Annotated in this window: 23 protein-coding genes and 1 tRNA gene; 13 read left to right on the forward strand and 11 right to left on the reverse strand. The window is 45.5% G+C overall.

The genetic code is table 11. The features are described from left to right. The first annotated feature begins 128 nt into the window (after positions 1–128). Positions 129–1,154 (forward strand): caspase family protein, encoded by a 1,026-nt coding sequence (locus tag QZ938_RS08535; RefSeq protein ID WP_293350792.1) that lies wholly within the window; start codon positions 129–131, stop codon positions 1,152–1,154. Between the two features lie 335 nt (positions 1,155–1,489). Here the strand turns inward: QZ938_RS08535 and QZ938_RS08540 are convergent, their stop codons facing one another. After that, positions 1,490–1,681, reverse strand: a complete 192-nt coding sequence (locus QZ938_RS08540; RefSeq protein ID WP_293350795.1) for a hypothetical protein — start codon at positions 1,679–1,681, stop codon at positions 1,490–1,492. A 302-nt stretch (positions 1,682–1,983) separates the two neighbouring features. On the opposite strand from QZ938_RS08540, the gene QZ938_RS08545 reads away from it, so the two are divergent. Continuing rightward, a complete protein-coding gene (locus QZ938_RS08545) occupies positions 1,984–4,830 on the forward strand; it encodes a tetratricopeptide repeat protein (protein ID WP_293350798.1) in 2,847 nt (948 codons plus the stop codon). Positions 4,831–4,843: 13 nt separating this feature from the next. Here the strand turns inward: QZ938_RS08545 and QZ938_RS08550 are convergent, their stop codons facing one another. The 6 genes from QZ938_RS08550 to ndhC all read right to left on the reverse strand — a co-directional run bounded on the left by QZ938_RS08550 (position 4,844) and on the right by ndhC (position 7,291). Then, entirely contained in the window at positions 4,844–4,969 is a 126-nt protein-coding gene (locus tag QZ938_RS08550) for a hypothetical protein (RefSeq protein WP_293350801.1), read from the reverse strand. A 140-nt stretch (positions 4,970–5,109) separates the two neighbouring features. Then, positions 5,110–5,337 (reverse strand): type II toxin-antitoxin system HicB family antitoxin, encoded by a 228-nt coding sequence (locus tag QZ938_RS08555; protein WP_293350869.1) that lies wholly within the window; start codon positions 5,335–5,337, stop codon positions 5,110–5,112. After that, complete coding sequence (locus QZ938_RS08560; RefSeq protein WP_293350804.1) at positions 5,337–5,558, reverse strand: type II toxin-antitoxin system HicA family toxin; 222 nt, start codon at positions 5,556–5,558, stop codon at positions 5,337–5,339. Before QZ938_RS08560 ends, QZ938_RS08555 begins: the two co-directional genes overlap by 1 nt. A 158-nt stretch (positions 5,559–5,716) precedes the next feature. Further along, positions 5,717–6,220 (reverse strand): NAD(P)H-quinone oxidoreductase subunit J, encoded by a 504-nt coding sequence (locus QZ938_RS08565; RefSeq protein WP_293350807.1) that lies wholly within the window; start codon positions 6,218–6,220, stop codon positions 5,717–5,719. Further along, positions 6,213–6,938, reverse strand: a complete 726-nt coding sequence (ndhK, locus tag QZ938_RS08570; protein ID WP_293350810.1) for a photosynthetic/respiratory NAD(P)H-quinone oxidoreductase subunit K — start codon at positions 6,936–6,938, stop codon at positions 6,213–6,215. Before ndhK ends, QZ938_RS08565 begins: the two co-directional genes overlap by 8 nt. Next, complete coding sequence (gene ndhC / locus QZ938_RS08575; RefSeq protein ID WP_006635500.1) at positions 6,929–7,291, reverse strand: photosynthetic/respiratory NAD(P)H-quinone oxidoreductase subunit C; 363 nt, start codon at positions 7,289–7,291, stop codon at positions 6,929–6,931. The genes ndhK and ndhC overlap by 10 nt, the downstream gene beginning before the upstream one ends. 393 nt (positions 7,292–7,684) lie before the next feature. On the opposite strand from ndhC, the gene QZ938_RS08580 reads away from it, so the two are divergent. From QZ938_RS08580 to QZ938_RS08610, 7 genes are all read left to right on the forward strand, one after another. Next, positions 7,685–8,020, forward strand: coding sequence for a rubredoxin (locus QZ938_RS08580; protein WP_293144452.1), 336 nt, complete (start codon positions 7,685–7,687; stop codon positions 8,018–8,020). Continuing rightward, positions 8,007–9,020 carry a photosynthesis system II assembly factor Ycf48 gene (locus QZ938_RS08585; protein WP_293350813.1) on the forward strand — a complete coding sequence of 338 codons (1,014 nt, stop codon included), beginning with the start codon at positions 8,007–8,009 and terminating at the stop codon, positions 9,018–9,020. Before QZ938_RS08580 ends, QZ938_RS08585 begins: the two co-directional genes overlap by 14 nt. Positions 9,021–9,076: 56 nt before the next feature. Beyond that, a complete protein-coding gene (psbE, locus tag QZ938_RS08590; RefSeq protein WP_293144446.1) occupies positions 9,077–9,325 on the forward strand; it encodes a cytochrome b559 subunit alpha in 249 nt (82 codons plus the stop codon). Between the two features lie 20 nt (positions 9,326–9,345). Continuing rightward, positions 9,346–9,483 (forward strand): cytochrome b559 subunit beta, encoded by a 138-nt coding sequence (gene psbF, locus QZ938_RS08595; RefSeq protein WP_006635504.1) that lies wholly within the window; start codon positions 9,346–9,348, stop codon positions 9,481–9,483. 9 nt (positions 9,484–9,492) lie between these two features. After that, complete coding sequence (locus tag QZ938_RS08600; RefSeq protein WP_293175782.1) at positions 9,493–9,615, forward strand: photosystem II reaction center protein L; 123 nt, start codon at positions 9,493–9,495, stop codon at positions 9,613–9,615. A 69-nt stretch (positions 9,616–9,684) separates the two neighbouring features. Beyond that, complete coding sequence (locus tag QZ938_RS08605) at positions 9,685–9,807, forward strand: photosystem II reaction center protein J (RefSeq protein ID WP_293175784.1); 123 nt, start codon at positions 9,685–9,687, stop codon at positions 9,805–9,807. 634 nt (positions 9,808–10,441) lie between these two features. Beyond that, entirely contained in the window at positions 10,442–12,694 is a 2,253-nt protein-coding gene (locus tag QZ938_RS08610) for a transglycosylase domain-containing protein (protein WP_293350816.1), read from the forward strand. Between the two features lie 150 nt (positions 12,695–12,844). Here the strand turns inward: QZ938_RS08610 and cobA are convergent, their stop codons facing one another. The 4 genes from cobA to QZ938_RS08630 form a co-directional block, all read right to left on the reverse strand. Then, entirely contained in the window at positions 12,845–13,690 is an 846-nt protein-coding gene (gene cobA / locus QZ938_RS08615; protein ID WP_293144434.1) for a uroporphyrinogen-III C-methyltransferase, read from the reverse strand. Further along, positions 13,687–14,421 carry a sirohydrochlorin chelatase gene (locus tag QZ938_RS08620; protein WP_293350872.1) on the reverse strand — a complete coding sequence of 245 codons (735 nt, stop codon included), beginning with the start codon at positions 14,419–14,421 and terminating at the stop codon, positions 13,687–13,689. Before QZ938_RS08620 ends, cobA begins: the two co-directional genes overlap by 4 nt. Before the next feature lie 299 nt (positions 14,422–14,720). Continuing rightward, positions 14,721–15,626, reverse strand: a complete 906-nt coding sequence (locus QZ938_RS08625) for a manganese catalase family protein (protein ID WP_363318803.1) — start codon at positions 15,624–15,626, stop codon at positions 14,721–14,723. 145 nt (positions 15,627–15,771) lie between these two features. After that, a complete protein-coding gene (locus tag QZ938_RS08630) occupies positions 15,772–17,283 on the reverse strand; it encodes a serine/threonine-protein kinase (RefSeq protein WP_293350819.1) in 1,512 nt (503 codons plus the stop codon). A gap of 401 nt (positions 17,284–17,684) precedes the next feature. Between QZ938_RS08630 and QZ938_RS08635 the strand changes: the two genes are divergently transcribed. From QZ938_RS08635 to QZ938_RS08650, 4 genes are all read left to right on the forward strand, one after another. Further along, entirely contained in the window at positions 17,685–17,834 is a 150-nt protein-coding gene (locus tag QZ938_RS08635) for a hypothetical protein (RefSeq protein ID WP_293350822.1), read from the forward strand. Between the two features lie 83 nt (positions 17,835–17,917). Beyond that, positions 17,918–17,990, forward strand: a tRNA-His gene (locus QZ938_RS08640). Between the two features lie 228 nt (positions 17,991–18,218). Beyond that, positions 18,219–22,547: an AAA domain-containing protein gene (locus QZ938_RS08645; protein WP_293350825.1), complete on the forward strand. Its 4,329-nt coding sequence runs from the start codon at positions 18,219–18,221 to the stop codon at positions 22,545–22,547. Next, entirely contained in the window at positions 22,525–23,448 is a 924-nt protein-coding gene (locus QZ938_RS08650; RefSeq protein WP_293144419.1) for a hypothetical protein, read from the forward strand. The genes QZ938_RS08645 and QZ938_RS08650 overlap by 23 nt, the downstream gene beginning before the upstream one ends. Positions 23,449–23,594 lie beyond the last annotated feature (146 nt).

Here is a 23,594-nt window from a genome sequence, read left to right on the forward strand (position 1 = left end):
ATAAACAAATTAGTCTTGTAGAGATTTTGAAGTAGCTCGATCGTATTTTTTAGTTTATTCTGGGTTTAGTAACTATATGTTCTTAAACCCGGTGGAGAGATTGCTGTTTTTTTCTGGAGTTTTTTGAGATGTCCGATCTATTCACCCACGGTTACGCGCTGTTGATTGGTGTTGGTAATACCGCAGCCCCTAGCTGGTCGCTTCCAGTAACAGTTAAGGATGCTCAAGCGCTCAAATCTGTCTTGACTGATGCAAATCTTTGTGCATATCCCAATGATAAGGATCATATCCGGTTGTTACATAACCAAGGTGCGACTCGCAGTGCTATTGTGGATGGTCTGGACTGGTTAAAAGAATGTGCAGATGCAGACCCAGATGCCACGATCGTCATTTACTATTCTGGGCATGGCATGGTGGAAATTGATAGCAGTGCTTACTACTTGTTCCAACATGATTTCGATCCGGAAGCTATTCCAGAGACGGCTCTTTCAGCCCAAACCTTGAGTGAGAAATTAGGCAAGATCGAGGCTAAACGTCTCTGGGTGATCGTTGATAGTTGTCATGCGGAGGGGATGGCTAGTGCTAAGGATATGCCTACAGACTTTGTACCTACAGCGTTACCGAAAGGTGTGGTTAATGCGCTGAAGCAGGGGGAAGGTCGGGCGGTGTTCACTTCATCACGAGGAAATCAAAGTTCTTTCGTGCGTCCAGATCGCACTCTTAGTCTCTATACCTATCATCTGATTGAGGCGTTGAAGGGAGCAGCAAACCAACCGGGCGATCGCTTCGTTACTCTCTCCAATATCATGACTCATTTAGGCAAAACGGTGGAGGAAAGTGCTCGTAAACTCCAAGAGAAGCAAACTCCTTTTTTCGATACGGCGACGGAGGATTTCCCAGTCGCAATGTTGTGCGGTGGTAAGGGACTACCCAGCCAAACCCAGAGTCTAGATTTGCCTAGGGTGATGACAAATCGGGAAGTGATGACCCCAGCCTTGGCGATGGCAAAGCGATCGCTTGCTATTCTAGAAGAACAGGCTGCGGGCTTTAGCAGGCTGGAAATACCCGGTCATCTGCGAATTCAACTAGAGGAAAAACGGCGAGAGGTGGCAGAATTGGAAATAAGATTGAGAGATGAGGAAGTCAATGGATGATTGCGCCGATCTGGAACAAATACTAATTGCTCATCAAAAAACGCTTACATTAATAGAAGTACAAGCGGCAAGCTACACGAGTTCGACGATTCCACCACACCTGAAGATTCAACTGGATGAAAAACGAGAAGACGTTGCTCGAACAAAGGCGCAATTAAAAGAGGCGCAATTAGCAAAGAAAGAGATTCAGCAGTCGTCTCCGTCCGAGATGAGTCGTCAATCTCCGATGCGATCGCGAGTGCCAGATAAGCATTACATTGAACGAGATGAGGCGAAAAGGCTATTAGAACGCTTTGCGTTAGCACTCCAGGAATCTCAGGGACAACCCTTGCTCTTCAATATTTGCGGAACTGGCGGAGTTGGTAAAACCACGTTACTGGGGCGCTTAAAGGAAGCTCATACAGGCAAAGTTGATTTTCTAGAAATTTGTTTTGCGAAAACCGCTGGTGTCGAAACTCCCCTAAAACTGATGCGAAAGCTACATCAGCAGGCTGTCGATCGTTTTGGATGTGAAACCGCTGATTCATTTGCACAAAAAGAACATCAGTTTGAGACGACTCTATTTGAATTGAGTCAGCGATCGATCGATGGTGAAAAAACTAGCAGCGAAGAAGCAAAGAAAATTACAAGCTGGTTTGAACGGTCGATCTGGCTGAGTCCAATAGGCTTGACATCAACCTCAAGTAAGCCGACATCTTTTCATGTTTCAGGGAATGGTTTTTCTGCATTAGCGACGATCGGAGAGGATGCAGAAAGCTGGCAAGAATCGATCCAACAGCGAGTACGCAATCACCCTGCAACCAAAGATCGGCCGGATCTACAGGCTCTAATGTTAGAACCAGTTCCCAAACTAACGCAGGCATTTGCGGAAAGTCTGATGCAAATGGCCCAAAGTAGAGGACGATCGCTAGTGCTGATTTTGGATACCTATGAAAAAGCACAGTCTTACCTGAATCAATGGCTGTGGCAGTATTTAGTCGAAGATACTGTATTGTCTTCTGCACCAGTAAGGCTTGTGGTTGTAGGGCGGCGATCGCTGCAAGCAGATGAGGGTTGGCGCAAGCTCAACCAAGATCGAAAATTGCTCCATGAAGCGCCGCTTAAGAAATTTAGCAAGAAAGATACAGACGACTATCTCAAGCAAATTGGCATTGAAAATGGCGGTATACGCGCCAAAATCTACAAAGCAACACAGGGATTACCATATTATGTAGATTGGGTACGGAAGCAACGAGAAGAAGGTAAAGAACCTGATTTTTCCCAAGGGAACCAAGCGATCGCTGAATTACTTTTGCAGGGAATAGATTCCCAGCAGCGGAAAATTTTGTATGTGGTAGCTTGTTGTCGGTGGTTCGATCTGGCGATGATTCGGTATTTGCTGAAAAACGTTGACTTAGGCTTACAACAATATTCCGACAATGCAGAGGATTATTTTGCATGGCTGAAACTCTCTGATTTTGTGGAGTTTACCAAAGGGCGCTACCGCTTAGATGAGGTGGCGCGGGATGTCTTTCGGCAGTCATATTTTCAGGAAGGTCAAAATCAGTTTCGCAAAACTCATGCTTTACTAGCCAATTACTTCCAGCAGCAAGCAGATGAACTTGTTACTCCTGAAATGTTGTTACCCGATCCCTATGAGGAGGAGGAGTGGCGAGAACTGATTTCAGAGTTTCTCTATTACGGTCTTTTTGGCAATGGAAAGGAAGGACTCCAAAAATATATTGAACAGGTGTTTACCGCAGTTTCTCTGAAAGAACCAGATATATTTATGGCTCCCTTTGCTTTCATTTGTGCAGAGATGAATGAAGAGAACCAGCATCTGCTTCCCAAAGCGACAGACAAATTTTTAAAAGACTCAGGAAAGGCTCTTAGCTTTGGCTGGCATTTTCTACGTATACGCCCAACAAACTACAAGATTAAATTTGAAGGTGAGAATACTCCTTCGGAAACAGAAATTGAGGCATTTTCCAAATACATTGAGGAATCTATTCAATCCCTCTTGAAATCTGTTGACGATCTCAAGGATAGTCTAGGCAAGTGTGCAGGACTGATCTATAAGTCTTTACGTTGCAATAGATTAAGAGAAATAACTGATTCACTTTTGCAAGCGAAAAGCCAGTCTGAAAAATTAACTCACTGCCATCCTAAACTGATGTCTGTTATTTTTTCAAGTCTCGGTGACTTACTAACAAGTGTAGAACTTTACGAGGATTCACTGGATTGTTATCAGAAAGCCCTCGAGTTAGAGAAAGATAATGAGTGCATTTTTTTTGGGCAGGGTGTTGCTCTAGCAAATCTAGAGAGATTTGAGGAAGCACTAGAAAGTTTTGAAAAAGCAATTAGCCTTAATCATGAATATGTTTATGCTTGGATAAATCGAGGGGCTATTCTAGGTAATCTACAGAGATCTGAGGAGGGACTAAAAAGTTTTGAGAAAGCACTACATCTCTCTCCTACATCTGTTGATATTTGGGTGAATCGAGGGAAGATACTTAATAATCTAAAGAGATATGAGGAAGCGCTGCAAAGTTTTGAAAAAGCTCTAGATATCGATCCTAAGTCTATTGATGCTTGGATCAACAAGGGGATTATCCTGAATGATCTAGAAAAATATGAGGAATCTCTAGAAAGTTGTATCAAGGCTTTAGATATTACTCCTAAGTCTGTTGATGCTTGGATAAATAAAGGAATTGCTCTCCATAATCTAGACAGATATGAGGAAGCGCTGGAAAATTATCAAAAAGCAATTGAAATTAACTCCAAATCTGTCGATGCTTGGGTAAATACAGGTAATACTCTCAATCGTCTAGAGAGGTATGAGGAAGCAATAGAAAGTTATCAAAAAGCAATTGAAATTAATCCTAAATCTATTGATGCCTGGGCAAATAGAGGGAATGCTCTTAATAATCTACGGCGATACAATGAGGCACTAGCAAGTTACGAAAAAGCGCAAGAGTTCGCTCCTAAATCAGTTAGTTATTGGGCAAGTCTAGCAAATGTTTTCCTTAATCTAGAGAGATATGGGGAAGCACTAGAAAGTTATCAGAAAGCAATTGAAATCAATCCTAAATCTGTTGATGCTTGGGTAAATCTAGGAAATTTTTTTATTACTCTAGAGAGATATGAGGAAGCACTGGAAAGTTATCAAAAAGCAATTGAAATCAATCCTAAATCTGCTAATGCTTGGTCAAATCGAGGGAGTACTCTCATTGCTTTAGAGCGATATGAGGAAGCCCTTACTGCTTGTGATCGAGCTTTTGAGATTGATTCTAGTAATTATCGTTCACTGAATAATCAAGCACTAACATTAAGTTTTCTTAATAATTTTGAGAAAGCTATTGCAGCTATTGATGAGGCAATTAACTTAGAGCCTCAAGAAGTTTTGCTCAGGGCTAATCGTGGCATTATTTTGGCAAGGGCTGGTCGATATACCGAAGCCCTGGTTGAGTGTGAACAAGCGATTAAGCAAGATCCCAAGGATGAGAGTGGCTATTACGGTAAAGCCTGCTGCTACGCACTACAAGGTGAGATTGAACAGGCGATCGATAATCTACAGAAAGCAATCGATATTGCACCTCGCCGAAGCCGAATAGAAGCAAAACACAACCCAGATTTTGACAGTATCCGAGATGATGTACGATTTCGATCTTTGATGCAATCGGAGTCAAAATATTAGGGTGATATTCCTATCAGCTAAAAATTAGACCCAGCAAATGTGAAATCTGCCGATCGATATTTGTCTGGTGCAAACGCCGACTAGCCATCTTTTGTGCAGATTGGGCGATCGCGATCGTATACTCAGGCTTATACTGCAACTATTTCGAGTTTGCGATCGGGCGATGCTGGCTCAAAGTACAACACCACGATTTGCTCTGGATCAAGCCCGACAGATTCATAAGTGCGTCCGTTGCGATCGCTGTTTTTTTGAGAAAGGCGATCTCTTCAAAATCTACACTCAAGCAAACAGCAAATTTTCTGCTAAAGTTTTAGGTTCTGGGAGAGATTTACCATCTGCCTGATATTCTTCAACTAAAAGCTCTAATACCTCTACTGCATTATGCAAAGCTTCTTCGTAGGTATCTCCGTGAGTGTGGAACTGCTGAGATGGAAAATCAGGTAAGTGAACTAGATAGCAATTATCTTCATCCGACCATTGAATAACAATTATATAAGGTAATTTCATCATTCAGACTCCTCTTCTTCAATTGCTTTCAATATTCCAATTTTTCGATTAACTTCTCTCTCTAAATACAGTTTCGCATCATCGCCATCATTTCCAGCAATGGTAATTGGTTCATTTGGTAGTAAAGGATGAACCCATCTTGTATGACTGCCTTTTGCCGAACGATAAGTAAACCCAGCTTTGAGCAGCAGGCTTTTGAGTTCTCTAATCTTTTTTGGCATAAGCAGACATTAAAAATGCGGCAAGCTGACGATCGCACTTTCATCATATCCCAAAAAGTTTCGCTCGACCTTTCCGAAAAACAACGCACCCACTCCTCAAAGAAGTAGGTGCTTGTAAAACGACGAACTGTATTTTGAGCTAAAAACTCAAAACTCACTTAATAAGCGTCTTGCAATTCGTAAAAATCAGGGGAAATGTAATCCTTCCGCAGCGGCCAGCCTACCCAATCTTCGTTCATCAAAATCCGTTTCAGATTCGGATGTCCTTCGTAGACGATGCCGTACATATCGTAGGATTCCCGCTCTTGGAAATCTGCCGCTTTCCAAATCCAGTAGACTGATGGCACTCTCGGATCTTCGCGGGGGATGAATACTTTGACGCGGACTTCTTCGGGATGCGAAGCATTATCCGTCAATTTAGCCAAGTGGTAGACGCTGACTAAATCTTGTCCGGGGCCTTGGTCGTAGGCGCACTGGTACTGCATATAATTGAACCCGTAGGCGTACAGTGCTGTTGACATCGGAATTAGGAATTCTCGATCGACCTTTAAGATTTCCACACCCAAATTATCGGGCGCTAAAGCTTCGTGCTCGAAGCCATTCTGAGTCAACCACTGAGAAACCTTCCCAGCTTCAACAATTGAAGTTTCTGTCTCAGCCACGTTGTACCTCCTGTTTTTGTCCTGCTAGCAGGGCGGGCGGTACGGGCATTCCCATTGCTTCCGTCAATTCCTTCGGTGGGGCCATCCGGCCGGGAATTGACAAATATTTGCCGTCCAAAATGTCATCTACTACTTTCATTTTGTGGGGTCTGGTGTAGTAGCGGTGAGTTGGCAGCAAGTTAGCCCGTTCTTGCATTGAGTCATTGGCGATTTTTTTCCGCAGTTTGATAATTGCGTCAATAATCGCTTCGGGACGCGGAGGGCAGCCGGGGATGTACACATCTACGGGAATCAGTTTGTCAACGCCTCTGACTGCTGTCGGGGAGTCTACGCTGAACATTCCGCCGGTGATCGTGCACGCGCCCATCGCAATCACGTATTTGGGTTCGGGCATTTGTTCGTACAGCCGCACCAAGATGGGGGCGTACTTCATGCTAATTGTACCTGCGGTGATTAACAGGTCAGCTTGTCTCGGACTCGATCGCGGTACTAGACCAAATCTGTCGAAGTCGAAGCGCGATCCGATCAAAGCTGCAAATTCGATGAAGCAGCAAGCCGTGCCATAAAGCAACGGCCACAGGCTGGAAAGTCTCGCCCAGTTATAGATATCGTCAACCGTGGTTAGGATGACGTTCTCGGATAATTCGGATGTGACTTGCGGCCGCTCTGCCGGATTGACAATTAGCGATTTTTGTGATTTGTCAGAACTTAAGACCATTCCAAGGCTCCTTTGCGCCAAGCATATACAAGAGCTATAACGAGGATCGTGATGAAAAACAAGGCTTCGATGAAAGCCAAGAGTCCTAGCTGGTTGAAAGCTACCGCCCAAGGGTAGAGGAATACGGTCTCTACGTCGAAGATGACGAAGACCAGGGCGAACATATAATATCGGATGTTGAACTGAATCCAGGCTCCGCCGATCGGCTCGACGCCAGATTCGTAGGTAGTGCGTCGGTCGTAGGGACGACTTTTGGGCCGCAGTACCTTAGACGCCGTGAGGGCGAGGATGGGCACTAGGCTCGAAATTAACAGGAAGCCTAAGAAATACTCGTAGCCGCTAAGTGCAAACACGGTGAATAATTACTGCCTCTGTGAAAGGGTTTTGTAACTTGTCTTCACATTATATAGATTTTGGGTAGCTAAAATTACGAGTCGATCGAGATTAATTGTCCATCTTCTGCAATAATTTTTAATGTATATTTTAATAAAACCGCAATCTCAGGATTGGGTAAACGATATTCTAACTGCCTGTGGAAGACGGGTGGCTGCCTGTGGACGCTGATTAAGACCACCACCGACCCTTTGTGTCGAACATCCCTGTGATGTGCGGTGGCATCGGCGGTTGAGACGGGAAACCTCGAAGACGAATAAGACCGTCCTAACCTGAGTTTTAGTTGGAAGCCCCAACTGCTGCAAAGTTTAGCTGAGGTACTTCACGGTTAGCTGACCCATAATTTTGGATTTATGAGCGATCCGGCCACTGAGACTAAAACCCTCGATCGGCACGAGTGCCGCGCCTGCGGCTACGTCTACGATCCGAAAAAGGGCAATCCTAAAATTGACATTGCCCCGGGTACGGCTTTTGAAGATTTGCCTATGACTTGGGTATGTCCAGTTTGCGCTGCGCGCAAGTCGATGTTTCAAAATCTCGGCCAGATGGAAGGGGTATCGGGATTTAAGGCAAATCAGCGTTACGGTGTCGGCGTCAACGGCATGACTGAAGGTCAAAAAAGTTTGCTGATTTTTGGCGGCTTGGTCGTTGGTTTCTTGTTGTTACTTAGTATGTATGGTTTGCAGTAAGACGATTGTGAGATTTTGGCAACGAATTGTAATGTTATTGGTGGCTGCACTCATCTGTACGAGTTGCAGCACGATCGGTTCTGTGAGTTACAACCCTTGGCAAGTGATTTCCTTGCCGACGGAAGCTAATTTACAGGATATTGCCTTTACGGGAAATGACCAGCACGGCTGGGTTGTTGGTTCTGAGGCGACTCTATTTGAAACGATCGACGGCGGGACTAACTGGAAGCCAGTAGCACTGGATATAGATGAGCCGAGATCGCGTTTTGCGTCGGTGAGTTTTTCCGGTTCCGAAGGCTGGATTGTCGGTCAGCCTTCGATTTTGCTCCACACAGAAGATGAGGGCAAGTCTTGGACGCGGATTGCTTTGAGCTCTCAGTTACCAGGTTCTCCAAGTACGATCGCCGCTATTGGCCCAAATACGGCTGATATGACGACGGATGTAGGCGCGATTTACCGCACTTCTGACGGTGGCAAAAATTGGAAAGCGATCGTGCAGGACTCTTTTGGGGTAGTTCGCAATATCAACCGCTCGGAAGACGGGCAGTATGTTGCGGTATCCTCGAAAGGTAATTTCTACTCAGTGTGGAAACCAGGACAACAAGCTTGGGAACCCCACAACCGCAACAGTTCTCGGCGCTTGCAAAACATGGGCTTTACCAAAGACGGGCGTTTGTGGATGATCGCCCGGGGCGGTCAGATTCAGTTTAGTGATGCCTCCGAGGCTGAAGGTTGGGGAAAACCGTTTTTTCCCGATCGCAAAGCGAGTTGGGGTTTGCTAGACATGGCTTACCGGACTGATAATGAAGTTTGGGTAGCCGGCGGCGGCGGCAATTTGCTGTGCAGTTTGGATGGCGGGAAAACTTGGCAAAAAGACCGCGAAGTTGAGGACGTTCCTGCTAATTTTTACAGGATTGTCTTTATGGGCCCCGATCGCGGATTCGTGATTGGTGCGAGCGGTACTCTACTTAAATATCAAGGTTCAGCGCAAGCTGCTTGATAGTAGAATAGTAATAGAGATTGTCTGTCGATTTGTTGTTGAAAGGAGGATTCTAAATGGCCGGTACAACTGGAGAACGTCCGTTTGGGGACATTATTACAAGCATCCGTTATTGGGTAATTCACAGCCTCACCATTCCAGCTTTGTTTATTGCTGGATGGCTGTTTGTGCAAACTGGTTTGGCTTACGATGCTTTCGGAACTCCTCGCCCTAACCAGTATTTCACAGAGCAGCGCGAAGAAGTTCCGATTATCTCGGATCGCTTTGAAGCTAAGAAACAAGTAGATCAGTTCATTGGCAAGTAATTTTACAAGGATTTGGAAAAATGACGAGCAGAACGCCAAACAATGAGCCAATTTCGTATCCGATTTTTACGGTACGCTGGTTGGCTGTTCATACTTTAGGTGTCCCAACGATTTTCTTTTTGGGCGCGATCGCAGCAATGCAATTTATTCAACGATAGGAGTTTATAATGCCTGAACGCGCCCCTAATCCCAACGAGCAGCCGGTCGAGTTAAACCGGACTTCTCTTTATTTGGGTTTATTGCTGATTTTTGTGTTGGGGATTTTGTTCTCCAGTTATTTCTTTAACTAACTGGTGTTTCAGTTCAATCTCTGTGATTCAATCCAATTTGTTTAGCTGTGAATTAGTGAGGTGATCGCTATGTTTAGTGAAAGTGGCAGAATTCCTTTGTGGCTGGTAGCTACTGTCGCAGGTCTCGGTGCTCTGAGCATTTTGAGCCTTTTCTTCTACGGTGCTTATGCCGGTTTGGGTTCTTCGATGTAAGGACAATATTGCGTATTTTACGCCTAAAACCTCCCTTGAAAAAGGGGGGTTTTAATTAATTCAGTCTTAGACGCAACTGTCACACTAAATAAAGGTACGTAGTTGCGCTTAAGCGCTCTTATCGCAATCCTCGCAGGATTTTCATGAGTACCTGTAGGGACTTAGGTCAAGCCGTGTCCCTGATTGATTTAGGCGAAATCACATTTATGTTCGCCGCCCGTGATAATGATTTAGGATGGCTATATATATTAAGATCGGAGCGCTTAAGCGCAACTACGTACCTAAGAATTAGCCTCGATCGAGGTCGATCAAACAATCCGAACAATTGTTTTGTAGCAAAAGTTTTGATAAATGATATAAATCGAGGATAAATGTTAGATAAACAGTTCATTGTTTAGGAAATTTATAATATTTTGCTGGGAATCGCTAGTAGGACTAAAGTCCGAACGATCGAACCTTTTTAATTTTAGGTAATTGACAGGACACGGTATAAATCTAAAATCTAAAATCTAAAATCTAAAATCTAACATCGACGGTCGATCGCCCAAAGTATGGGACAGATCCTGAAAATAGCCAAAAGTTGCGAGTAGAATGGTGCAAGAGCCGATCGCTCGATCGTAGTCCATCGCGAAATATGACCCCACCGCAGCCGCCCCGCAAACCTCAAACCGTCTTGGGTGCAATTACCCAAGCAGTCCAGACAATTGCCAAGGTTAATTTTAACCAGCTAGCCCTGAAACCGAATGCCAAAGTACCCGAACTGTGGGTGCAGGATGCAGGTGCGGCTAAAGCTGAGGTTTATCCGCTATTGGGCGATCGATATTTGCTAGGTCGATCGTCCAAAGCTTCAGATATTGTAGTTCGCAATCCCGTTGTCAGTCACGTACACCTATCCCTGTCGCGGGATACTCGACGGCGAACACCTTTTGTAATTAAAGACGAAGACTCTACCAACGGCATTTACAGAGGGAAAAGACGAATTAAAAGTATGTCCCTCCGTCACGGAGACGTGTTCACATTAGGGCCGCCCGAACTCGCCGCCGCCGTCAGAGTTCAGTATGTAGATCCGCCACCTTGGTATTTAGAATTTTTGCGTTACAGCTTTTACGGTGTTAGCGGAATCACCACTCTGATAGCTATTTTGGTTGGTGTTGAATCGACCAAGTTTCAAGTGCGGCCTCTACCCAGAAGTATCAACGGCCCCGTGATTGTTTACGCCCGCGACGGACAAACTCCGCTGCGTCCCCCTCAGAATAACGCTCACTTAGAATTGAAGCAATTGCAGGATTTTTCGCCTTATTTATCCAAGGCGGTACTTGCTTCGGAAGACAGCCGCTACAATTGGCATTTGGGCGTAGATCCGATCGGCGTTTTGCGGGCGCTGTTGACCAATGTGCGCGGGGGAGGAATTCGCGAAGGCGGTAGCACTCTGACGCAGCAGTTAGCCCGGAGTTTGTTTCGAGATTATGTAGGTACTCAAGATTCGGGCGGACGCAAATTCCGGGAAGCAGTAGTTGCTTTGAAACTGGAGAGTTATTACAGCAAAGATGAGCTGTTGCTGACTTATTTAAATCGCGTGTTTTTGGGAATTGACCTCTACGGTTTTGAGGATGCGTCTCGATTTTATTTTGCCAAGTCGGCGAAGGATTTGACTTTATCGGAGGCGGCGACTTTGGCGGGGATTTTGCCTGGGCCAAACAGTTTTAATCCGATTCAAAATTATCAGTTGGCGGTGCAGTATCGCGATCGAGTAATCGAACGAATGCGCGCCATGGGGACGGTTTCTCAGGAAGAAGCCGATCGCGCGAGGCGATCGCGAATTGACATCAATCCCAAAGCCCGCCAATACCTGCAAAGTACGATCGCGCCTTATTTCTACAATTATGTATTTGACGAATTGGAGTTTTTGTTGGGCGAGCAGTTAGCCAGAGAAGGCAATTTCATTGTAGAAACAGGCTTAAATCCCGGCCTGCAAAAAGTAGCTGAATCTTCTCTCAAAAATGCCGTAGAAAATGCCGGAGCGAATGCAGGTTTTTCTCAAGGAGCTGTAGTAACTCTCAATTCTACAACCGGGGAAGTCTTAGCATTAGTTGGGGGCGTAGATTACTTGCAAAGTCAGTTTAATCGGGCAACGCAAGCATTGAGACAGCCCGGTTCTACATTTAAGATTTTCACCTATGCAGCCGCCCTAGAACGCGGAATCCCACCCAGTAAGACTTATTCTTGTGAGCCGCTTTCTTGGGGCGGACAAAGTTATAACGGCTGCGCCAGAACCAGCGGTAGTGCTGATATGTATCGGGGTTTAGCACAGTCGGAAAATCCCATTGCTTTGAGAGTCGCGCAAGATGTCGGCTTAGACAATGTAGTAGGAATGGCGAGACGTTTGGGAATTACATCTCCCCTGCGTTCTTCCCCTGGTTTAGTATTAGGTGAAAGTGAAGTCAATGTATTACAATTGACTGGTGCATTCGGGGTTTTAGCTAACCGAGGTTTGGGTAATCGCCCCCACGTAATCAAGCGAATTATTGATAGCAGCGATTGCAAAAATCGCAATGATTTTAAAAGTTGTCGGGTGATTTATGACTATCAAAAAGATGGGATTGCCAACCGACAATTAGTTTCTGAAGGCGTCGCGGATACGATGACTGATATGCTGCAAGGAGTTGTCCGAGGAGGTACGGGCAGCAGTGCTGCTTTGGGCTTGGGAGAAGCTGGAAAAACAGGCACGACTAATGACAATAAAGATTTGTGGTTTGTCGGTTATATTCCCAGCCAGCAACTGGTGACAGGAGTTTGGTTGGGAAATGACGATAATTCTCCGACTGGCGGAGGTAGTGCAAATGCGGCTCAGTTGTGGGGGGAATATATGCGGCAGGTGGCGCGTTGAAAATAGGTTTGTAGTGAGGACTTTAGTCCTTCTTATCCTAAGTCCTCACCGGGTATATACGAAAACACGGCGGTTAGAAACCGCGTCTACACAGACAAAACCCGCCTCCGCGGGTTCAAGACAAAGATGGTTAGATTTAATTTATTTTTTTCAGTCTGCGGAGGCAGAAATCGTTTGTGTAGGTGCGGTTTCAACCGCCGTCTGAGATGGCCGACAGCCAGACAATATAGAGTGCAAATTGACGACATTTCCGATTACCGCGATCGCCGGGGCTGCAAATCCAGTCGCCTCAACTTGCTCTACAATTGTACTCAAAGTGCCGATCAATTCTTCTTGTTCCGGCCGCGTTCCCCAGCGCACCAAGGCTACGGGCGTTTCTGCGCTCAATTCGGCTGCTGTGAGCTCGCCGATAATGTGAGGCAAATTGTGGATTCCCATGTATACTACAATGGTTTCGGAGCCGCGGGCGATCGCCTGCCAGTTAACCTCCGGGCGATATTTTCCGGCTGATTCGTGGCCGGTGACAAAAGTGACTGACGAACTGTACGATCGATGCGTCAGAGGAATTCCCGCATAGGCTGCGGCCGCAATTCCAGAAGTGACACCGGGTACAACTTCCACCGCAACTCTAGCTTTCACCAAATCTTCCATTTCTTCGCCGCCGCGCCCAAAAATAAACGGATCGCCGCCTTTGAGACGAACTACGATCGCATTATCTTGAGCTTTGTCTATCATTAACTGAGTAGTTTCGTCCTGCATTAACGAGTGGCGGCCTTTGCGTTTCCCGGCATCAATTCGTTCTGCTTGGGGGTTGATGACTGCCAAAATTTGAGGGCTGACTAAAGCATCGTAAATCACCACATCCGCGCACTCTAACAGCGCTTTTCCCTTCAAAGTCATTAAACCCGGATCTCCGGGGCCTGCACCTACTAAATACACTTTACCTAAAGACATTTTTCTTGCTTCCTTGACCTCTTCTGTGTCTTTGCGATTCATTTGTGAATTAAATCCCGAATTAAGTCTGCTAATTCTACACTGGCGCCTAGAGGATTTGCGAGATGAAGTTCTGCCGTGGGAAATTGCTGCTGTAGCTGCTCGACATTTTTGGCGATCGCATCTGTAATTCCTCCATTAAATAAGAAGTATGGCACAATTCCTATTTGCTGCTGTCCATCACGAACTAAACTGTCAATTCGTTCTTCCAAACTCGGCTTTACCGACCAATAAGCAGTCTCGGCACCGAGTTGGCTGGCGATTTGTTCAAATGTCGAGTTACCTCCGGGGCGGCGGCTGCCGTGAGATAGTACAATCCATTTTGGGGATAGCAAATTGGGGACAAAAGCTAGCTCTTGCATCTGAGTTTGTAGCAAGTTTGTTAATCCTGCTGTTTGGGAACCTAAATGCGGGCGCACTTCAATTTTTAACCGGGAACCAAAAGTTTTCTGGGCAATTTCCACCTCTGCGGGGATGTCTTCGGCGACGTGCACTCCCGGTAATAAAAATACGGGCAGGATTTGCAATTGAGTAAATCCTAGCGAAAGGGTACGATCGCCAAAACTGCAAATTTGTTCGTGGAGTGGCGCGGGGCCGAGTTCTAGGGTGGCGGTGGCGACTGCGGGAAAGGAGTGGGCCAAATTATCAGACAGCAGTTGAGCCAGGTTTTCCAAAGCTACTTGCGGTCTGGGGTCGCGGCTGCCGTGAGAAACTAATAGGTAAGTCGATCGCAATTTCAATATGGATTTGAGCTTAATGTTCGATGATGTTGAATAATTTTAACATCTGGGAGCCTAAATTCCTAAAAAACATAACAGTGATATCCCCGACTTCTTAGAGAAGTCGGGGATATAAGTCAATACGGCTCAGTTAACACTGTTAATTCCCCGGAGATCCCCCTAAATCCCCCGAATAGTCGGGGGACTTTGAGCGACTTCTTGTTCCCCCTTTTTTAAGGGGGAGTAGGGGGCAAGCTAAGGGGGGATCGGTCTTATCTGAAGCGTATTGGGATATAGGTTTCCGAATATTTTGATTAACCTTGGGGAGCCGGCTCGGCGATATACTTGAAATTAGGTTCAGAGTTCAAAGCATTTGGTTGGTCTTTGGCATCGCCGGACAAGTTAAAGAACAAATCTACTGTTGAATCTGGCTGGATATTTCCGAAGAACGGATCGGTAAGTTTGCCCATAGATTGTAGGGCATTCATGAACATTTGAGTGTGGGAAATTTCCCGAGTCAACAAGAAGTGCAGCGTCTTTTTCGTTCCCGCATCCGGCGCTAGTTCAATCAATGCTTCGTAGGTTTGGCGAGCTCCTGCTTCCGCACCGATATTAGCGCGCAAATCGCGGACAACATCGCCGCCTTCGTTGACGTAAGCCCCCGTCCAAGCTTGACCTTGGCTATCTAACAAGTGCGGGCCTACACCTCTGACTGCAAACAAAGTGCTTTTGTAAGCTTCTGTTTGGTCAACGTTTTTGGTGTGAGCTTCGATCAGTTTGCCCACCATTTCTAAGTGGCTGAATTCTTCGATCGCAATATCTTGAAGCATATCCTTAATCTCTGCATTTTCACAGTGAAAGGACTGCACCCAGTATTGCAAAGCTGCTGTCAGTTCTCCGGTTGCTCCGCCAAACTGTTCTAGCAGCAGTTGGGCAAAACGGGGGTTGGCTTCGTCTACTGTTACCGCAGACATTAGTTGCTTTTTGTGAAAAAACATCGATCGATACCTCTCTTTAGTTCGGTTGTTACAGTCGTCAGATTTCCGACTGTATCTGTGTTTACCTTCAGCATCCATTGTGCGACAAGCGATCGCACTGAACCTCGGTCGCTGGATACATCTAGCGCAACCAATCTCTCTGCTTTCAGGTAGAGTTAAGTTATTGGGCATCGGGAATTGGGCATCGGGAATTGGGCATCGGGCAGTGGCCAAACAGGTCATTGGGCATTAGTCATTAGTCATTAGTGCTGTCCCTGCTCGCGAACGCTATTAGTCATTAGTTATTGGTTATTAATTATTGCGAAATATTCAAAAATAACAAATAACAAATAACAAATAACAAATAACAAATAACAAATAACAAATATCAATTGTTGTCGCACTCGGTTAATTTTGCTGACAGGGCATCGAGATGTCGCAGCCACTGAATGCCGCCTACCCAACTGCGAGATGGGAGGTGTCCAATTGGTGCTTGCTGAGTAAATTTAATTTTTCCTGGACTGGTAGTTGAATTGTAGGTTGGCCAGTTTACCCGATCGCAAAATCTGACATAATCTCCTTTGACGCTTTCGTAGATTTCCTTTTGGACGCTGAAGCCAAACCGACCTTGACTGTAGTGCAGCCACAGGCGATCGACTATTTGCAAATCTTCGCATGGTAACTTGTAAATTTGGCTGATTTCTAGCTGAATTCCCGGTGTCAGCGACAGAGATTGACACATCACGGCCCAAGTTTCGCGATCGGCTTCTTTCCACTTTTTACTTGACAAAAAATTCCGCAGTTTGGTATAATCAACTCCCCTGACAGAAAGTAGGGTCAGTTCGAGATTTGAAATCCTTGATAAGGACAAAGTTTCTGCGGAATTGGCGGTGGTTTTGGTCGGTAAAATCGTAGGCTCAGGAGTTGGCAGGGCTTTGAAATAAGGCGAGTTGTCGGTATTAATAAGAGTTGGGGCGATCGGCTTTTTCGGCACAACCAAATTTTGCTGGCGAATCTCTAAAACTGCATTGATATCTTGCAAAACTTCCGCCGCAAAACTGTAGCGCTGACAAAGATGAGTTTGTAGCAATTTATCTAAAATCTCACCTAACTCGGCGCTAATACTCGTGCCTTTGGGGAGAAACTCGCGCCACCACCAGCGCTCGGTTTTACAGTCGTACATATCCAACGGCGGAACTTGCGTCATCAGGCGAATGCAAGTAACACCTAAACTGTAAAGGTCGCTAGCAGGAAATACTTTACCGCGCATTTGTTCGGGAGCTATATAATCTTGACTCCCGATCAGCGTTGCTGAACGGAGTATAGCTGAATCAGTCAGCAGTTTGGCAATGCCGAAATCGATCAATACGAGTTTGTTGTCCGACTGGCGGCGGATAATATTTTCAGGTTTGATGTCGCGGTGAATGACGCGCTTGTCGTGGATGAATTGCAACACGGGCAATAAGTCTTGCAGGACTTGCCAAATTTGATTTTCATCGCAGACACTTTGGTCTAATTCTTCTTTGAGAGTCGGCCCGTCTATAAACTCTTGAACTAAATAAATATGACCTTCTTGTTCAAATGCAGCTAATAAAGTGGGAATTTGCTCGTGTTTTCCCAGTTCGTCTAAACGGACGGCTTCTTGGTGGAATAATTCAAGGGCTTTGTTGAAAATTACTGGATCGCGATCGCGAAAATAAAATTGCTTGATGGCACAGCGCGGTTGCGAGGGGATGTCTTCATCAATGGCGAGGAAAGTTTTGCCAAATCCACCTCTTCCTAAGAGTTTAATCGGGCGATACCGCTGTCTCAACAATAGGTTAAAGCCGCAGTTCAAGCAAAGTTTTTCTGTGGGTGAATTTTCGGGATTTTGACATTCTGGGTTAATACAGTAGCTCATAGGGATTTGAGATTTTATATTTGAGATTTTGGATTGTGAAGAAGTTTTTTAAATGCACCGCTTTCATAGTCTCCTTGCTTCGCGGGGCGAAGGAAGAGAGATAAGAGAAGAAAATTAGTTGACAATAGACGCACACATGGATATAAGGCTATTCTATTCCGCTGGGCCCGATCGCGATGTTATACAATGTGCACGGCGCCCCAAGCTGACACAGATCCGGGCGCGCGACAGCTTGCTGCGCGGGCGTTTCATTTACATTCCGAGACGCAACTGTCACATTAACAAAAGGTATGCGGTTGCGCTGTCTTCACTCTTGGCGCCACAACATACCTCAAAAAATCTTTAAGTATTGTGACACTTGCGTCCAGGACTTAGATGCTGTCGGGTAATGAAAGTTCGTAGTGCGGTTCGTAGTGCGGACTTCAGTCCGCATTATGCGGGCTCAAGCCCGCACTACGAACCAATTGTATTGCGCGATCGCCCAAATCGAAAATTGTGCTAAACTCTGGCTGTGCGCTGAATTTCAGGCACAATTGATGCGATCGGTTTAGGGAGGCTGAAAAATATTTTGAAATTTTTTTGCTTTACCCCTAGACTTGTGCTGAGATGTTATGTTATAGTTAAAAACGTTATGGCGAGTGTAGCCAAGTGGTTAAGGCAGTGGTTTGTGGTACCACCATTCGTGGGTTCAATTCCCATCATTCGCCCTTTTGATTTTATTGTGCAGAATTAACAAAGGTACGTTGTTGGGCTTCAGCCCTCTTTAGGCGTATATATAAAGGAGGCTAAAGCCCAACAACGTACCTAATTCTCTGATGACTGTAAAACCACCTTGGGTTTCGCCTGTATAGACGCGGTTTCTAACCGCCCAGTCTTCCAATATGCTAATCTTAAATCCAATCTCAAATCTAAAATCCAAAATCTAAAATCAAAATATGCCATCTTTAGTAGCAGAAGATTGGGGATATAAATTTAGTGGCGATCGCACGATTAGTAAATTTATTGGCCAAGTTGAAGGAGAAGCAGCTTTAGCGAAATATTGCGATTGGGAATGCAGAGATAGGGCGGAACTTCTGATGTCGGAAATAGCCGGTAAATCCCCCAGTCTTTTCTACGTGCGCCGCCAAAAGATTAATGAGAGATTTTCGGAAGAGGAAATCTGGGAATTGATTCTTGCTACCGATGGAGATGATTTTAAATTACCCGAATTGCTGCAAAAAGCCGTGAAGCGAAGCTATCCCGAAGGGAATCGCACTTTGCGCCTGCTAGCAACTGTACGCACAGAAGATGGAATCGGCGGGTTGAAATTCCTGGATGCTGGTTTGGTAGCGATTCCTAGAGGTAGAAAAGATGGCTATTCTTTGCCGTTGCAATTGCGACTTGTGTCGAAAAGTCGCTCGCCAATTCCCGCAAAGTCGATCGCCCGCGTCCAACAAATGCCATTTTGGGACGACAGACACATACCAACAACCGAACAATTAAAAGTTTGGCACACTTTCTTAAATGTCGAAAAACGCATCGCGGAAGCGCGTCAATTTTGCGTACCTTTCCGCGCGCACAACTACGGTTCTGACTTCAAAATCGTTACTTTTGAAATCGATCGCAATTCGGCAACTCTTGACGGCTACGAGGAGAATCCCTTACAAGTCGGCGACTTTCGCGAAAGGCTGAAACAAGCCAGAAATGAAGACATTATTTTGTTTGATTCGCCGCCTGGAAGCAGAAGCAGTCGCGATGGCGAGACTTTGGGTAGTATTGCCGAAATTGACTTTGAACGTGGTATGTTACGGATTAAGTTGGATGTTGATTTGGGCGATCGCATGGCGGGCGGTAGATATCAACTTCCCAAACAAGGATTTTTGTATTTCGAGGCGGCGGGCGATATCAGTCAGATCGATCGCAAAAAGAAAGCTTTAAAAATGCTGGCGGATGGCCGCGCTCAAAATCCCTATTTAAGCGAGTTTTTATTTGACTCTTCCGAGGCGAGAATTCCCGACAAGCTGGTAAAATTGGATCGGGAAGACTTATTAAATCGGAATGCTAATGACGATCAACTCGCCGCTGTAGAAATGGTGCTGTCGGCGCGGGATTTAATTTTAATTCAAGGGCCGCCGGGAACCGGAAAAACGACGGTGATTGCGGAAATTTGTTATCAAATTGCGCGTCAAGGCGGGAAAACTTTGATTGCTTCCCAAGCTAATTTAGCCGTTGATAATGCTTTGAGTCGGTTGGTGCACAATCCGGCGATTCGGGCTTTGCGGAAGGGAAAAGCCCATAAGGTGCAGGAGGAAGGCCAGCCGTTTTTAGAGGAAAATGCGATCGGCAATTGGCTGCAAAATACGGCGACTGATTGCGAACAACAACTGTCGCAGCGCCAGATTAATGTCACATCTTTGCAGCGGTTGCTGGCAGATTTCGACAGATTTAACGCCTACTCGGCCGCTGAGAGAGCTTTTTTTAAGGAACAAAAACACCTGCACGATGGGAAGGCGGAGGTTGAGGAAAAGTTGACCGCGCAATCAGCAGCGTATCAATTAAGTTTAACTGCTAAAAGCGAGATTGCATCTTTGGTTGACGGGCTGGCAAATTTACTGGCTGCGCCGGAGATTAACTGGGAGTCTTCGGAAGTTTCCGAGTTTATGCCGAAACTAAAACCTTATTCTGAAGGCAATGTTTTAGTCGAAAACTTTATGGCAAATGTCCGGATTTGCGTAAACCATACTATTCAAATCGGATTGGATCGCCCTAGTTGCGGCGCGTTTGGGATTGCGGTTTGGCTGCGGGAAACTGTAGCAGGGCAATTATCCGAATTTAAGACGGCGGGCGATCGCGCCCAGGAGGTTTGTCACGCGATGTCAGCGGTTGCGGAGTCGCTGCGAGTGTCGCAACCGTTGTCGGATGCGGTGAATCAGCTACAATTGGGCGACAAGCAAAATCAGACACACCGCCACAATCTCGAACAGAAAATCAGGAATTTGGAACTGCGAAAAGCGGAAATTGCCGCCGTGGTTGTCGCCGTTGCAGAGTGGATTGAGACGGCGGATACGCGACTTTATACTGTTGTGCAATCTTGCTGGGAAACGGGCGCGATGCTGACAGATGATATGGTAGAATTGCCCGCAGGACTTTTGAAAATTGCCCGATCGCTCAAATTGCCGATCGTCCCGCCGAAGTGTAAAGTCAGTTTGCCCGATTTGGAACGGCTGCAAAAGGCGATCGCCCATGAAGCCAGCGCGGGTTTTAAGGACATTCAAGGACAGCAGTTCCGGTTTAGCGACTTTTTGCACCTAAATTTGATTCAAATGCCGATCGTGCTCGCTGCGGGCGATCGGGCGCAATGGCAACAACTAGCCAAAGACTTCGCCAGCTACGCCCAAGTTAGTCAAAGCCAGCGCAAATTCATCCTCGAAAAAGCTGACACTTTCTTAGCTAACATCCAACAATTTTACAGTCAATCATTGCAGCCCAATCAGATTCAAGAAACTTTCGATCGGCTAGTCAAAGAATTGCTGCATACTATTCTCGGCAACGCCCGTCAGTGCATAGTTCCCCTGAAAACCGAAACCGAACAACAACTAATTAAACAGCAACAGTTATTAGATAAAATCGGTCAAAGTGTCAGCCAACAACAAATATCCGCCGCCCAACTTCAAGTAGAAGCCGCGCAGCAAGAGGCGAACTTAAAAATTAGCGAAGTTACGAATCAATTGCAAGCAATTGTCGAACAGTCAAAGGTTCCAGACAAGTTGCGAATTCTCGCCCAACAATATCTCGCGCAAAAGTCGAATATTTGGGAACAACCGCAGCAGTTTTTCAAGCAAGTTGAGACTTGGAAAGCCAGCGTTATTCAGCTTGAAAAATCAATCACCGACTTAGATCCGTTCGGGATTTTGGAAGTTATCAAAACTACTCTTGACGAACAATTATCCCCGCTGCAAATTGCCGCTACAACTGCCCAGGAGGAACTCGCGACACTTCAAACAGAATTGAGCGAGATTACGGCTCAACTGCAACAAAAGCAGCCCACAGCAGAATTAATCGTAGAGAGAACTTGGTGGAAATCAGCATGGCAAAATATCCCAACTAAATACCAAATAGAAGTTCCCAGTACCGGATTGTTCAGCGTAGATTTTTTAAGCAAAATCAAGCGATTGTTCAAACATTGGCAGCGGGAATTAGAACGAGAAGAAACAGCCCTAAATCGTTCTAAAAACTTTGTCACAGATTGGATAGAAAAACTCCGCAATCCATCTGAAAAAGACCGCAATGATTTAAAACAAATTTATATTGACAACGCGAACGTCATCGGCATTACCTGCGTGCAAGCTGCCAGCTTTGATTTTAGCAAAAACTTTCCCAGCTTTGATGCAGTTATCATTGACGAAGTAAGTAAATGCACTCCGCCAGAGTTATTAATTCCAGCTTTGAAGGGCAGAAAATTAGTATTAGTGGGCGATCACAGACAATTGCCACCGATGTTTAATCAAAGTACAATCGACGACATCGCCGAAGACATCGGTTGTACCGGAGATGAACTTAGCTTTATCAAAGAATCGCTGTTTAAAATATTGTTTGAAAAGGCTGACGACGGTATAAAAAAAATGCTGACAACTCAGTACCGAATGCACCCGCAAATCATGGGCGCAATCAATCAGTTTTACCAGCAAAAGCTCAACTGCGGGATTTTGGAAGCAGACACAAGGCGCGCGCACCATCTCGCAGGTAAAATCATTCAAGATACCAATCACATCCTGTGGGTAAAGACACCAATCGGACAAGGGTTTGAAGAAGAAAAAAATGGAACCTCGCGCTTGAATGTCAAGGAAGTTGATGCAATTGAACGTTTGTGTCAGCAAATGGAAACAGCTTGGCATCCCAAGGTTGTTGACGGTGAACCGCCGAAAGAAATCGGAATCATAACTTTTTATGGCGCTCAATTGAGGTTAATTCAAGATAAAATAGAACCAGAAAAATTTCCATCTCTGAGTATCCGCACAGGTACGGTTGACATATTTCAAGGAATGGAAAGACCTGTGATTGTGGTCAGCACAGTGTGCAATAATATTAGAGGGGATATTGGATTTGCTAAGGAACCGGAACGGGTGAATGTGGCTTTTTCTCGCGCTCAAGAATTGCTGGTAGTTGTCGGCTGTCACGATTTATTTACGCAACAAACAGGTACTGTCGGAAAAATGTATCAGGAAGTTTCAAAAATTGTGCGTTATTTTGGAGGTTTTGTAGATGTTGCTAGCATCCTCAGCTAAACAAATTGACGCGAATTTAAGTTCGCTAGCTGCACAAATTGAGCAACAAAACCCTGATTTGTCGGTGTTGGCGGCACGTGAATTCCGCTTTGCAATTCGCCAAACTCCGCTGGAGGTGGCGATTAGCGAACCCCGCGAGTTTAATGTATTGGAAGAGTTTATTTTGCGTGCGGGCGTTGAGTTTGAACCCGCGCCGACTTTGCAGGAGTTGGCGGATTTGCTGGGGTTGGATCGGGTTTTTGTGAAGACTGCGGCGACGAATTTGGTTAATTTGGAGATTTTGGAGGTGGCGGAAAATGGTAAAATTGCGTTAGCGAAGCCCTCGGAGAGGATCGCGCCTTTAGGCCAAGATTTTTTTGATAAAAGTGCAGTTAGTCGATCGCACATTCAATCAATTTACGCCATTTCCGATCCGTTAAACCAAACTCTCACCTTCAAGTTCGACGCTTTACCCGCAGAATCAATCAACTTACCAGATTTAGCAGACTTCGTATCTCTCGAACATAAAATTACCGACCTTGCGGACTTAAGCATAGCAGAAATCCAGCCGCTGATCCAAGCTTCCGACTTAGGGATTCACGTCCCCGAAAACGGCAAAATCGTCTCTAAGTGCGATGTCATCGGCGATGATGTGGAGATTTGGCAAATTGTATCAGTTTTTGTGTTGCAGGATGCGATCGAAAATAAAACTACGATTCAACTCCGACAAGGAAAGCAAATATTAGAAACCGCATCGAATCGGCTAAATGAACTCGAATCTCAGCAGAAATTGTTATTGAATGAATTGTGCAAATCAACAGAAGAAATCGCACAGCCCGAGTCAGAAACAATCCCGGTTCCTAAAACTCGCAAACAGACATCAAAGAAGAAACGCAAGGAAATAGAGTCAGAAAACAAGTAAGATGCGGACTGAAGTCCTCACTACAAACCAGTCAGAAAACAAGTAAGATGCGGACTGAAGTCCTCACTACAAACCAGTTCGTAGTGAGGACTTCAGTCCGCATATTCTCTCCCAATCTTGTAGGGTGCGTCAGTTTTAGATTTACT

Source organism: Microcoleus sp. CAWBG27, from assembly GCF_020883145.1.
In the GTDB taxonomy this organism is placed as follows: Bacteria; Cyanobacteriota; Cyanobacteriia; order Cyanobacteriales; family Microcoleaceae; genus Microcoleus.